Annotated in this window: 12 protein-coding genes; 8 read left to right on the forward strand and 4 right to left on the reverse strand. The window is 71.2% G+C overall.

Annotated elements, in window-relative coordinates:
* Position 1 precedes the first annotated feature (1 nt).
* From L3Q67_RS03525 to L3Q67_RS03550, 6 genes are read left to right on the forward strand one after another with little or no spacing between them, the layout of a single operon-like run.
* Entirely contained in the window at positions 2-742 is a 741-nt protein-coding gene (locus tag L3Q67_RS03525; RefSeq protein WP_499188166.1) for a creatininase family protein, read from the forward strand.
* On the forward strand, positions 742-2241 hold the full coding sequence (locus tag L3Q67_RS03530; protein WP_499188167.1) for an acyl-CoA synthetase family protein: 1500 nt from the start codon (positions 742-744) through the stop codon (positions 2239-2241). The genes L3Q67_RS03525 and L3Q67_RS03530 overlap by 1 nt, the downstream gene beginning before the upstream one ends.
* Entirely contained in the window at positions 2238-2930 is a 693-nt protein-coding gene (locus L3Q67_RS03535) for an SDR family NAD(P)-dependent oxidoreductase (RefSeq protein ID WP_499188168.1), read from the forward strand. The genes L3Q67_RS03530 and L3Q67_RS03535 overlap by 4 nt, the downstream gene beginning before the upstream one ends.
* Complete coding sequence (locus L3Q67_RS03540; protein ID WP_499188169.1) at positions 2927-3754, forward strand: enoyl-CoA hydratase family protein; 828 nt, start codon at positions 2927-2929, stop codon at positions 3752-3754. Before L3Q67_RS03535 ends, L3Q67_RS03540 begins: the two co-directional genes overlap by 4 nt.
* Positions 3739-4158, forward strand: a complete 420-nt coding sequence (locus tag L3Q67_RS03545; protein WP_499188170.1) for a RidA family protein — start codon at positions 3739-3741, stop codon at positions 4156-4158. The genes L3Q67_RS03540 and L3Q67_RS03545 overlap by 16 nt, the downstream gene beginning before the upstream one ends.
* Positions 4151-5254 carry an acyl-CoA dehydrogenase family protein gene (locus L3Q67_RS03550; protein ID WP_499188171.1) on the forward strand — a complete coding sequence of 368 codons (1104 nt, stop codon included), beginning with the start codon at positions 4151-4153 and terminating at the stop codon, positions 5252-5254. Before L3Q67_RS03545 ends, L3Q67_RS03550 begins: the two co-directional genes overlap by 8 nt.
* Here the strand turns inward: L3Q67_RS03550 and L3Q67_RS03555 are convergent.
* The 3 genes from L3Q67_RS03555 to L3Q67_RS03565 all read right to left on the reverse strand — a co-directional run bounded on the left by L3Q67_RS03555 (position 5220) and on the right by L3Q67_RS03565 (position 7660).
* Positions 5220-5633, reverse strand: a complete 414-nt coding sequence (locus L3Q67_RS03555; protein WP_499188172.1) for a RidA family protein — start codon at positions 5631-5633, stop codon at positions 5220-5222. The two genes, L3Q67_RS03550 and L3Q67_RS03555, sit on opposite strands and share 35 nt — an antisense overlap.
* A 10-nt stretch (positions 5634-5643) precedes the next feature.
* Complete coding sequence (locus L3Q67_RS03560; protein WP_499188173.1) at positions 5644-6714, reverse strand: isocitrate/isopropylmalate dehydrogenase family protein; 1071 nt, start codon at positions 6712-6714, stop codon at positions 5644-5646.
* 73 nt (positions 6715-6787) lie between these two features.
* Positions 6788-7660 (reverse strand): LysR family transcriptional regulator, encoded by an 873-nt coding sequence (locus L3Q67_RS03565; protein ID WP_499188174.1) that lies wholly within the window; start codon positions 7658-7660, stop codon positions 6788-6790.
* 96 nt (positions 7661-7756) lie between these two features.
* Between L3Q67_RS03565 and L3Q67_RS03570 the strand changes: the two genes are divergently transcribed.
* Both L3Q67_RS03570 and mtnA read left to right on the forward strand, forming a co-directional pair.
* A complete protein-coding gene (locus L3Q67_RS03570; RefSeq protein WP_499188175.1) occupies positions 7757-9349 on the forward strand; it encodes an SLC13 family permease in 1593 nt (530 codons plus the stop codon).
* A 14-nt stretch (positions 9350-9363) separates the two neighbouring features.
* Positions 9364-10335 carry an S-methyl-5-thioribose-1-phosphate isomerase gene (gene mtnA / locus L3Q67_RS03575; protein ID WP_499188176.1) on the forward strand — a complete coding sequence of 324 codons (972 nt, stop codon included), beginning with the start codon at positions 9364-9366 and terminating at the stop codon, positions 10333-10335.
* Here the strand turns inward: mtnA and L3Q67_RS03580 are convergent.
* The gene (locus L3Q67_RS03580; RefSeq protein WP_499188177.1) at positions 10313-11521 is read right to left on the reverse strand and encodes a kynureninase; all 1209 of its coding nucleotides are present in this window, start codon (positions 11519-11521) and stop codon (positions 10313-10315) included. The two genes, mtnA and L3Q67_RS03580, sit on opposite strands and share 23 nt — an antisense overlap.
* Positions 11522-11572 lie beyond the last annotated feature (51 nt).

Raw genomic sequence — 11572 nt, forward strand, 5'->3', positions numbered from 1 at the left:
AATGCATTTCGCCGAGCTGACCTCACCGGAGGTCGACGCCCTGCTCACCGGATCCCGCGTGCCGGTGTTGTTGCTCCCGGTCGGCGCCGTGGAACCCCACGGTCCGCACGCGCCGCTCGGCACCGACCCGCTGATCTCGCAGGGCATGTGCGAGCGCGCGGCCCGGCAGCTCTCGGACGATCCCAAGGTGCGCGTGCTGATCCTGCCCGCGCTCCCCTACGGCGTGACGAAGTTCGCGCGCGGCTTCGCCGGTGGGGTGCACATCGGCGCGGACACCCTGTTCTCGCTGGTCGTCGATGTGTGCCGGGCACTGGCCGAGCAGGGTCTCGGCCGTGTGGTGATCGTGAACAACCACTTCGAACCCGAGCACGTGGCCACGCTGCGCCGCGCGGCGGAGGCCGCGGGTGCCGCCTACCTGGATCTGGTGCGCCGACGCAACGCGGAACGGCTCACCGAGGAGTTCCGCAGCGGTTCCTGCCACGCCGGGCAGTACGAGACCTCGCTCGTGCTCGCCGACCGCCCCGATCTGGTCGACACCGCGGCCATGCGCGAACTGCCCGCGGTGCCGGTCGATCTGCCGTCGGCGATGCGTGCCGGTCAGGCGGATTTCCGGGAAATGGGCATGGGCGCGGCCTATTGCGGCGCACCCGCCGAAGCGACGGCCGAGGAAGGCGTGGAAACCTTCGCGAAGCTGACGGAAATGCTCGTCGAAACCATTCGCGCGACCGCGAAGGAGGACTGATGTATTCGAACATCACCTCGTACTTCCTGGACCGCAACGAGGGTTCGCGAACGGCATTGATCACCCCGGACCGCACGGTCACCTATGCCGAGCTGAGTGCGTTGAGCAATCGCGCGGGCAACGTGCTGCGCGCGCTTTATGTGGCCGGCGGGCAACGCGTGCTGCTGGCGTTGAACGACGGCATCGACTTCGTCGCCGTGTGGTACGGCGCGCAGAAGATCGGCGCGGTCACCGCCGAGGTCTACACCTTCCTGCAGCCGAAGGACTACGCGTACTTCCTGGACTACACCGAAGCGGTCGTGGTGGTCGCCGATGCCACCACGCTGGGGCCGTTGCGGGAAGCCGGTGCGCGCAGCCTTCTGGTCGCGGGCGTGGACGAAAGCGAACTGCGGCCCGGCGAGCATTCCCTGAGCAAACTGATGGCGCAGGCATCCGACCGACTCGCGCCGGTGGAGGCACCGGACGAGGCCACCGCGATCTGGAAGTTCACCACCGGCAGCACCGGCGCGCCCAAGGCGTGCACGCACACCCGGCGGAGCCCCATCCGCAGTTTCGAGTTGTACGCCAAGGAAATACTCGGCATCACCGCGGACGACAAGGTGCTCGGCGTGCCGAAGCTGTTCTTCGGTTACGCCCGCGACCTCGTCGCGATGTTCCCCTTCGGCGTGGGCGGCTCCGGCATCGTCTTCCCCGAGCGGACCACGCCGGAGCTGCTCTTCCGGCTGATCGCCGAGCACCGGCCGACCATCCTGGTGAACGTGCCCACGATGATGAGCGCGATGCTGGCCCACCCGGCCGCAGCCGAACAGGACCTGAGTTGCCTGCGATTGTGCACCTCGGCAGGAGAGGCTCTGCCCGCTGAAGTTCACCGTAAATGGGATGAGACCTTCGGTGTCGAAGTGGTCGACGGAATCGGTTCGTCGGAGGCTTATCACATCTTTTTGTCGAACAGGCCCGGCTCGGCCAAACGCGGCAGCCTCGGCCGGGAGGTGCCCGGGTATTCGGCACGGGTGATCGACGAATCAGGCACCGGATTGCCGGACGGCGAGATCGGCACGCTCGAGGTCACCGGTCCGACGATCGCCGCGGAGTACTGGGGCGACCCCGAGAAGTCCGCGCGCACTTTCGACGGTGACACCCTGCGTTCCGGTGACCTGTTCAGCCGCGACGCCGACGGTTTCTTCACCCACCACGGCCGCGCCGACGACCTGCTCAAGATCGGCGGCATCTTCGTGGCCCCGAGCGAAATCGAGAACTGCCTGCTGGGCCATCCCGAGGTGGTCGAATGCGCGGCACTCGGTTACGAACAAGAAGGCCTGACGCGGGTTCGCGCGTTCGTCGTGCGGAACGGGACCGTCACCGAGGACGAACTGCGCGAGTACGGGCGAGAGCGCCTCGCCGGGCACAAGTACCCGCGCGAGATCGTCTTCGTGGACACGCTCCCCCGCACGGCCAACGGCAAACTGGATCGGCGCGCGCTGCGGACGGAGGCCCGATGAGCAGGCTCGTGGTGGTCACCGGCGGCACCCGCGGCATCGGCGCCGCCATCGCCGCGCGGTTCCGCGAAGCCGGTGACCAGGTGGTCGCGCCGGGCCGCGCGGACTGCGACGTGACCGACGAAGCCGCGGTGACGGCGTTCTTCGCCGCGCTGGGCCCGGTCGACGTGCTGGTGAACAACGCGGGCATCTCGACGAGCGCGCCGCTGGCCCGCACTTCGCTGGCGGACTGGCAGGCGCAGCACGAGGTCAACGCGACCGGCGCGTTCCTCTGCACGCGCGCCGTGCTGCCGGGCATGCGCGAGCGCGACTCCGGCCGGATCGTCACCGTGGCCTCGACCGCCGGGCACGCCGGTTTCAAGTACACCGCCGGCTACACCGCGTCCAAGCACGCCGCGGTGGGCCTGACCAGGGCGGTCGCCGCCGAGGTCGCGGGCACCGGGGTCACCTCGAACGCGGTCTGCCCGGCGTTCGTGCGCACCGACATGACCCGCACCTCGATCGCGCGCATCAGCGGCTCGACCGGGCGTGACGAGGCCGAAGCCGAAGCGGCGCTGGCTGCCGCGTCCCCGCTCGGGCGGCTGCTCGAACCCGAGGAGGTGGCCTTCGCGGTCGCCTTCCTCGCCGCACCCGAGGCCGCCGTGGTCAACGGGCAGACCATCGTTCTCGACGGAGGTGGGATCCAGTCATGAGCCCGTTCCGCGCGTCCCCCGGCTTCACCGGGAAGTGGGCGCACTTCGACTTCGAGGTGGACGACGGCGTCGCCACCGTGACGCTGAACCGGCCCGAGAAGCTCAACGCGCTGACCTTCGACGTCTACGCCGACCTGCGCGACCTGCTCGCCGAACTACCGCACCGCGGTGACGCCAAGGTGCTGGTGATCGCCGGGCAGGGGCGGGGTTTCTGTTCCGGCGGCGACGTCGAGGAGATCATCGGCGAGCTGCAGAAGTTCGAGACCGCGCAGCTGCTGGAGTTCACCAGGATGACCGGCGCGGTGGTCAAGGCGCTGCGCGAGTGCCCGCTGCCGGTGATCGCCTCGATCAACGGGATCGCCGCGGGCGCCGGGTCGGTGATCGCGCTGGCCAGCGACTTCCGGCTGATGGCGCGCTCGGCCGCGTTCGCTTTCCTGTTCACCAGGGTCGGGCTGGCCGGCGCGGACATGGGCTCGGCATACCTGCTCCCCCGCGTGGTCGGGCTCGGGCGGGCGACCGAGCTGCTGATGCTGGGCGACAAGATCCGCGCGGAGAAGGCCGAGCAGATCGGCCTGGCCTCGCAGGTCGTCGACGACGAGCAGCTGCCCACCGCCACCACCGAGCTGGCCCGGCGGCTGGCCGACGGCCCGGCACTGGCGTACTCGACCACCAAGGTGCTGCTCACCAGGGAACTCGACATGGACCTCGGCAGCTCGATCGAGCTCGAGGCGATGACCCAGGCGCTGCTGATGACCAGCAAGGACCACGGCGAGTTCTACCGCGCGTGGACGGCGGGGAGGAGTCCTCAGTGGACGGGCAGGTGAGCGGGCACCGGATCGTGGTCGCGCCGGAGCTGGCCGAGCCGGTCGGTTTCGCGCACGCGGTCGTGGCCGCGCCCGGCCGCACGGTGTACCTCGGCGGGCAGACCGCGCAGGGCCGTGACGGCGAAATCGTCGGCGGGACGATCACCGAGCAGTTCGACGTGGCCGCCGGGAACGTGGTCGCCGCGCTGCGGGCGGCCGGTGGGCAGCCCGGCGACCTGGTCTCGCTGCTGTTCTACGTGACCGATGTGCCCGCCTACCGCGCGGCGCTGCGGGAGCTGGCGCCGCTCTACCGCAAGCACTTCGGGCGCCACTACCCGGCGATCGCGCTGCTCGGCGTGGCCGAGTTGTTCGACCCGGCGGCCAAGCTGGAACTCGTCGGCACGGCGGTGATCGCGGATGGGTGACCTGCTGGCGCGGGCCGAGCAGATCGGCGAGGAACTGCGTGCGCTGGCCCGCGAGGACGGCCGGATCAACCGGCCGCTGGTGCGGGCGCTGGCCGAGCACGGCCTGCTGGACCAGGTGTTCGTGCGCGACGGCTCCGGCTACCGGCCGGTGACCGCGATGGTGCTGTGCCTGCTGCGCGAGGGCCTGGCCCGGCACTGCACCGAGGCCGAGACCGCGTTCGCGGTGCAGGGCCTCGGCTCCTACCCGATCCTGTCGGCGGGCACGCCGGACGTGGTCGACGAGTGGATCCCGCGGGTGGCCGCCGGTGAGGCGGTGGCCGCGTTCGCGCTGACCGAGCCGGGCGCCGGGTCCGACGTGGCCTCGCTCGCGTTGCGCGCCACCCCCGACGGCAGCGGCTATCGGCTCGACGGCGAGAAGGTCTACATTTCGAACGCCCCGGACGCCGACGTCTATTCGGTGTTCGCGCGGACCGGGGACCCGGGTTCGCGGGGCATCACCGCGTTCTGCGTGCCCGGCTCGGCACCCGGCCTCAGCGGCGAGCCGATCCCGCTGCTGTCCCCGCACCCGATCGGGCGGCTGGTCTTCGAGGACGTCTTCGTGCCGCGCAGTCACGTGCTCGGCGACGTCGGCGGTGGCATGCGCGTGGCCATGGGCACGCTGAACCTGTTCCGCCCGAGCGTCGGCGCGTTCGCGGTGGGCATGGGCCAGGCCGCGCTCGACGCGGCCGTGGCCTATGCCGGTGCCCGCGAGGCCTTCGGCAAGCGGCTGCACGACTTCCAGGCGGTGTCGCACTCGCTGGCCGAGGTCGCGACCCGGCTCAAGGCGGCGCGCCTGCTGGTGCACGACGCGGCCGCCGCCTACGACGAGGGCCGCTCCGAGGTCGCTTCGGCGGCCGCCATGGCCAAGTTGTTCGCCACCGAGACCGCGCAGTACGCGGTGGACGCCGCGATCCAGGTCCACGGTGCCCGCGCCCTCGAACGCGGGCACCTGCTCGAACACCTCTACCGCGAAGTGCGCGCCCCGCGCATCTACGAAGGCGCTTCCGAGGTGCAGCGCGAGATCATCGCTCGCGGGCTGTTCCCCAAGCCGCGGTGACGTCCAGTTCGACGAGCTGGCCCGGATAGCCGAGCACGGTCACGCCGGTCAGCGTGCTCGCGCTGGTGAAAGCCTCGGCCAGGGCGGAGGCGGTGAACCGGTCCCAGACCGCGGACAGCTCGTCGGCCGAGGTGGTCGCCACGTAGATCACCGTGCGCACCACGTCCGCGGGTCCGGCGCCGGCGGACTCCAGCGCGGTGAGCGTGTTGGCCACCACCTGGTCCACCTGGGCGAGCAGCCCACCCTCCACTGTGGACCCGTCGGCGGCCAGCGGGCACTGCCCGGCGAGGAACACCAGCTTCTCGGGCTGGGCGACGGTGACGTGGTGGTAGCCGGGCGGGACGTGCAGGGCAGGGGGATTCGTCCGGAGGATGCTCACCCGCCCGTTCTTACCCGAGGGAGTCGATCACCGCCAAGGCGATTTCCTGGGTGCTCGCCGTGCCCCCGAGGTCGCGCGGCAGCACCCCGGCCGCCGTGGTCGCCTCGATCGCGCGCTCCACCCTGGCGGCTTCGGCGGGCAGGCCGAGGTGGCCGAGCATCAGCGCCGCGCTGCCGATGGCGCCGATCGGGTTCGCCACCCCCTGCCCGGCGATGTCCGGCGCGGAGCCGTGCACCGGCTCGAACATGCTCGGGAAGCGGCGTTCCGGGTTGTAGTTCGCGCTGGCCGCCAGGCCGAGACTGCCGGCGAGCGCGCTGCCGAGGTCGGACAGGATGTCCGCGTGCAGGTTGGAGGCGACCACCACGGACAGGTCCTCCGGCCGCAGCACGAACCGCGCGGCCATGGCGTCGACCAGGCAGTTGTCGCTCCCGACGTGCGGGTATTCGGCGGCCACGCGGCGGAACACGTCGTCCCAGAGCACCATGCCGAACTGCTGCGCGTTGCTCTTGGTCACGCTGGTCACGTGCTTGCGCTCGCGGGTGGCGGCCAGTTCGAAGGCGTACCGGATGATCCGCTCGCAGCCCGCCTCGGTGAACAGCGACGACTGGATCGCGACCTCGTTGCCCGGTCCGCGCGCGGCCAGGTTGCGCCCGCCGAGCCCGGCGTACTCGCCTTCGCTGTTCTCCCGGACCACGACCCAGTCCAGCGGCACTTCGGCCGCCTTGCGCAGCGGGCTGGTCACGCCGGGCAGGAAGCGCACCGGCCGGACGTTGGCCCACTGGTCGAAGCCCTGGCAGACGGCCAGGCGCAGGCCCCACAGGCTGACGTGGTCGGGCACCGAAGGCCAGCCGACCGCGCCGAAGTAGACCGCGTCGAACTCCTTGAGCCGGTCCAGGCCATCCTCGGCCATCATCCGGCCGGTGCGGTGGTAGTAGTCGCACCCCCAGTCGAATTCCGTCCAGTCGAAGGTGAAGGCGGAGGCGGACTCGGAGGCGAGCGCGTCGAGCACCTCACGCCCGGCGGCGACCACCTCGCGGCCGACCCCGTCGGCGGGAATGGCGGCGATGCGGAAGGTCTGCATAGGGCCATCAAACAAGCGCCTCGCCACCGCCGTCCAAGACCAAGTGATGATCCACTTGGTAGGTCCGGCCTATCTATCCGAGCGCGGTCGCGACGAAGTCCTGCGCACCGGGCGTGAGCCCGCCCCGCCGGTGGATCAGCGAGATCCGCAGGCTCGACGGCGGATCCAGTTCGAGCACGCGCGCCCCGGCCCGGCGCGCGAGCCACGCCCAGGCCTGCGTCATCACCGCCACGCCGACCCCGGTCAGCACCAGCGGCAGGATCGCCTCCCGGTGCGCGGTCTCCACCACGATCCGCAGGTCGACGCCCGCCGCCTGGATCTCGTCGACCACGTGGCGCATCCGGTTGCCCAGCGGCGCGGCGATCACCTTCGCCCCGGCCAGTTCCTCGCGGCGCACCCGCCCGCCGCTGCCCAGCTCCGAGTCCGGCGGCGCGACCAGCACGAACGGCTGCTCCTCCACCCGGTGCACGCGGACCCCCGGCATGGCGACGTCGTCCGCGGCGCCGAGCAGGCCGATCTCCGCCTTGCCCCCGCGCACCGCCTCGACCACCGACTGCGGCGTGAAGCAGGCCTGGATCACCACGAGCACGCCGGGGTGCCGCTGGTGGAAGCGGGTGACCATGGTGCTCAGCGGCTCCACCGACTGCGACGGCATGGACGCGACCTCCACCCGCCCGGTCCGCAGCCCGGCCACCGAACGCACGGTCGACCTGGTGGTGTCGAGGTCACGCAGCACCTGGCGGGCCGGCTCGATCAGCGCGTGCCCGGCCTCGGTCAGCACCGCGCGCCTGCCGATGCGGTGGAACAGCTCGACTCCGAGGTCGCGCTCGAGGGTGCGGATCGCCTGCGAGAGCGAGGGCTGGGCCAGGTGCAGCCGCTCGGCGGCGCGGTTGAACCCCTGTTCGTCCACGATCGCGAGGAAGTAGCGCAGCTGCCGCGCGTCCATCCGGCCCTCCCGGGGTTGAGCTGATAGGTAATCCCTACCACCCTGGTAGCGAAGTGGTCTTGGACACACCCCGGCCACCGCCCTTCAATATCGGACATGGCACCGAAGCCGTCGGCCACCGACGTGAAAAACGTCCTGCTCTCCGCCCACCGCGAGAGCCTCGGCTCGGAACGCCTCTCGGCGGGCGAAGAACGGTTCGAACGAAGGCGCAAGACCACCGGTCTGTGGCTGGCGCCGCTGGTCACCGTGGTGTTCCTGCTGCTGCCACTGGACCTGGCAGGCAACCAGCAAACGCTCGCCGGAATCCTGCTCGGGGTGGTCGTGCTGTGGGTGTGCGAACCGCTCCCGCTGCCGGTCTCCGGCTTCATCGGGGTCGCCGCCACCGTGGTGCTCGGCGTGGCCCCGGTCGACGACGTGCTCGAACCCTTCGGCTCGTCGACCATCTTCACCTTCATCGGCGCGTTCGTGATCGCGCAGGCGATGCTCAAGCACGGGGTGGCGCGGCGGTTCGCCTTCCGGGTGCTGTCGCTGCCCGGCGTGGGCAGTTCGACCACCCGGATCGTCATCGCCTTCGGCGCGATCACCTGCCTGCTCTCGGCGTTCGTGTCGAACACCGCGACGGTGGCCATGTTGCTGCCGACCGCGCTCGGCATCCTGACCGTGATCGCGAAGCTGATGCAGGACCGCGGGGTGGTCGCCGCCGACTTCGACCCGCGCCGCCTGCGGGTGGGCACCGCGCTGATGCTCATGCTGGCCTACGGCGCGAGCGTCGGCGGCCTGCTCACGCCGGTCGGTTCGCCGCCGAACCTGATCGGCCGCGCCCAGATCGAAGAGGCGACCGGGGTCCGGATCTCCTTCCTCGACTGGCTCCTGTCCGCGCTGCCGGTCTGCCTGCTGATGTTCGTGGTGCTCGCCGTGGTCCTGTTGCTGCTGAACAAGCCGGAGATCCGCCGCATCGAGGGCGTGCGCGAGTACGTGGCCGAGGAGCGGGAGAAACTGGGCGCGCTGACGCGGGCGGAGAAGAACACGCTGATCGCGTTCGGGTTCACCGTGACGCTGTGGATCGTGCCGGCGATCGTCGGCCTGATCGCGGGCAACGACTCGGCGTTGTACAAGACCATCAGCGACCGGCTCGACGAGGGCATCGTCGCGGTCCTCGGTGCGTCGCTGCTGTTCCTGCTTCCCGTGGAGTGGAAGCGCCGGGCGTTCACGCTGTCCTGGCCGGACGCCGCGCGCATCGACTGGGGCACGATCATGCTCTTCGGCGCGGGCATCATCTTCGGTTCGCTGCTGGCCTCGTCCGGTCTGGCGAAGACGATCGGCGAGTCCACCTCGGGTGCGCTGGGCCTGGCGAGTTCGCTGCCGATCACCCTGTTCGGGGTGCTGCTGGCGATCCTGGTGTCGGAGACGACCAGCAACACCGCCGCCGCGTCGGTGGTGGTGCCGATCGTCATCCCGATCGCGGTGGCCGCCGGGGTCGACCCGCTGATGCCCGCGCTGGCCGCCACCTTCGCCGCTTCGTTCGGCTTCATGCTGCCGGTCGCGACCCCGCAGAACGCCATCGTCTACGGCTCGGGCACGGTGCCGATCACGCGGATGATCCGGTCCGGGGTCGCCTTCGACGTCTGCGGCGCGATCCTGATCGTGGCGGTGCTGCCGCTGACGGTCGCACTGGTCGGCCTCGGCTGAGCTACCTTCGGACCATGGGTTCGGTTGACCAGCGCACCATCGACTGGGACGACGGCGTGGTGGTGATCGTCGACCAGTGCGCCCTGCCCGGTGAGTACCGGCTCCTGCGGCTGGGGACGGTCACCGAGCTGATCGACGCGATCCAGCGGCTGGCGATCCGCGGTGCCCCGGCCCTCGGCGCGGCCGGTGCGCTCGGGGTCGCGCTCGCGGCTCGGCACGGTGTGGACGTCGAAGGCGAAGCCGAGCGGCTGGCGCAGGCGCGGCCCACCGCGGTGAACCTGGCCTGGGGCGTTCGACGGGCGTTGGCGAAGCTGCCGTCCGGCGCGGACGCCGTACTCACCGAGGCGCTCGCGGTCCTCACCGAAGACGAAGAACTGTGCCGCACGGCGTCGGGTCACGCCGCAGACCTGATCCGGGAGTTGTGCCCGCGACGGCCGCTGCGGCTGCTCACCCACTGCAACGCGGGCCGCCTCGCGACGGTCAGCTGGGGCACCGCGCTCGGTGTGGTCTGGCACCTGCACGCGGCCGGGGAGGTCGAATACGTGCTGGTCGACGAGACGCGGCCACTGCTGCAAGGTGCGCGGCTGACCGCGTGGGAACTGGCGGACGTCGGTGTGCCCTACCGCGTGCTGCCCGACGTCGCGGCGGCGTCGGCGATCGCCCGCGGCCTGGTCGACTGCGTGGTGGTCGGCGCGGACCGCGTCGCGGCGAACGGCGACGTGGCGAACAAGGTCGGCACCTACGGGCTCGCGCTGGCCACCGCCCGCCACCGCGTGCCGTTCCTCGTGGTCGCGCCTTCGTCCACGGTGGACGAGCACACGCCCAGCGGCGACCTGATCGAGATCGAGGAACGCGCGGCGGACGAGGTGACCTCCTGGGGCGGGGTCCCGACCGCGCCCGCCGGCGCGCCGGTGTTCAACCCGGCCTTCGACGTGACCCCGGCCGAGCTGATCACCGCGGTGGTCACCGAGCGCGGTCCCGGATGACCTCCATCGCGCGGTAGAGCTCCTCGAACCCGGTGGTCAGCGGCGAGAGCCCGAGCCGGATGCCGTCGGGTGGGCGGAAGTCGACCAGCACCCCGGCCTCGATGAGCGCGGCCGAAAGTTCGCGTGCGTCGGCTCGGCGGATCGTCACGTGACCGCCGCGCAGGTCCGGGTCCCGAGGTGAGCCGAGCGCGAAGCCCAGTGGCGCGAGGTGGTCGTCGAACAGCTGGACAGCGAACTCGGTGAGCGCCACCGCCTTGGCCCGGATGCCGGGCATGCCCGCTTCGGCGATCAGCTCGACGCCGGCCTCCACGCCCGCCAGCCCGACCACCGGCGGCGTGCCGGAAAGCAGGCGGCGCACCCCGTCCGCCGGTTCGTAGCCGGGTCCCATCTCGAACAGGTCCCGCCTGCCGAACCAGCCCCAGATCGGCTGGCGCACCTCGTCGACCAGATCCCGGCGCACGTACGCGAACGCGGGTGAGCCGGGTCCGCCGCAGAGGAACTTGTAGGTGCAGCCGACTGCGAAGTCCACTTCGTCGGAATCGAGCGAAAGCGGGATCGAGCCCGCGCTGTGGCAGAGGTCCCAGACGACCAGCGCCCCGGCGTCGTGGACCAGCCGGGTGATCGCGGGCAGGTCGGACACGTGGGCCGACCAGTAGTCGACCTGGCTCAGGGTCACGAGCGCGGTGTCCGGCCCGACGACCGCGGCGACCTGCTCGACGGTCGGCCCGGCGTCGAGTTCGGTTTCCACCCAGCGGATCCGGCAGCCGAGCTCCTCGGCGATGCCTTCGACCAGGTAGCGATCGGTCGGGAAGTTGTGCCGGTCGGTGACGATCTCGCGCCGATCGGGCCGCAGGGCCCGCGCGGCCCGCAGCAGCTTGTACAGCCAGACCGAGGTCGACTCGCCGAGCACCACCTGGCCGGGCGCGGCCCCGAGCACCACCTCGCCGAGCCGGTCCCCGAGGCGGGTCGGCAGCTCGGTCCACCCGTCGGCCCAGCCGCGGATCAGCCGTCCACCCCAGTTCTCGCGCACCAGCGTTTCGAGTCGTTCGAGCGCCGCGCGGGGCGGGCGGCCGAGCGAGTTGCCGTCGAGGTAGGCCACCATTTTTTCGTCGGCGGGCAGGAACCGGTCGCGGAAGGCGTAGAGCGGATCGGTCTCGTCGAGTTCACGCGCGCGCTGCAGGGTCACCGGGCCACCATAATTCCGTCGCGGTCGTCACCGCGGTGTTCTACGGTCCGC

The sequence above is a fragment of the Saccharothrix sp. AJ9571 genome (assembly GCF_021725495.1).
Lineage (GTDB): Bacteria > Actinomycetota > Actinomycetes > Mycobacteriales > Pseudonocardiaceae > Amycolatopsis > Amycolatopsis magusensis.

Coding starts and splice junctions, on each gene's coding strand:
- L3Q67_RS03565 (WP_499188174.1), bottom strand. CDS start 7,660: ATGGACGCGCGGCAGCTGCGCTACTTCCTCGCGATCGTGGACGAACAG.
- L3Q67_RS03560 (WP_499188173.1), bottom strand. CDS start 6,714: ATGCAGACCTTCCGCATCGCCGCCATTCCCGCCGACGGGGTCGGCCGC.
- L3Q67_RS03530 (WP_499188167.1), top strand. CDS start 742: ATGTATTCGAACATCACCTCGTACTTCCTGGACCGCAACGAGGGTTCG.
- L3Q67_RS03535 (WP_499188168.1), top strand. CDS start 2,238: ATGAGCAGGCTCGTGGTGGTCACCGGCGGCACCCGCGGCATCGGCGCC.
- L3Q67_RS03540 (WP_499188169.1), top strand. CDS start 2,927: ATGAGCCCGTTCCGCGCGTCCCCCGGCTTCACCGGGAAGTGGGCGCAC.
- L3Q67_RS03550 (WP_499188171.1), top strand. CDS start 4,151: ATGGGTGACCTGCTGGCGCGGGCCGAGCAGATCGGCGAGGAACTGCGT.
- mtnA (WP_499188176.1), top strand. CDS start 9,364: ATGGGTTCGGTTGACCAGCGCACCATCGACTGGGACGACGGCGTGGTG.
- L3Q67_RS03570 (WP_499188175.1), top strand. CDS start 7,757: ATGGCACCGAAGCCGTCGGCCACCGACGTGAAAAACGTCCTGCTCTCC.
- L3Q67_RS03525 (WP_499188166.1), top strand. CDS start 2: ATGCATTTCGCCGAGCTGACCTCACCGGAGGTCGACGCCCTGCTCACC.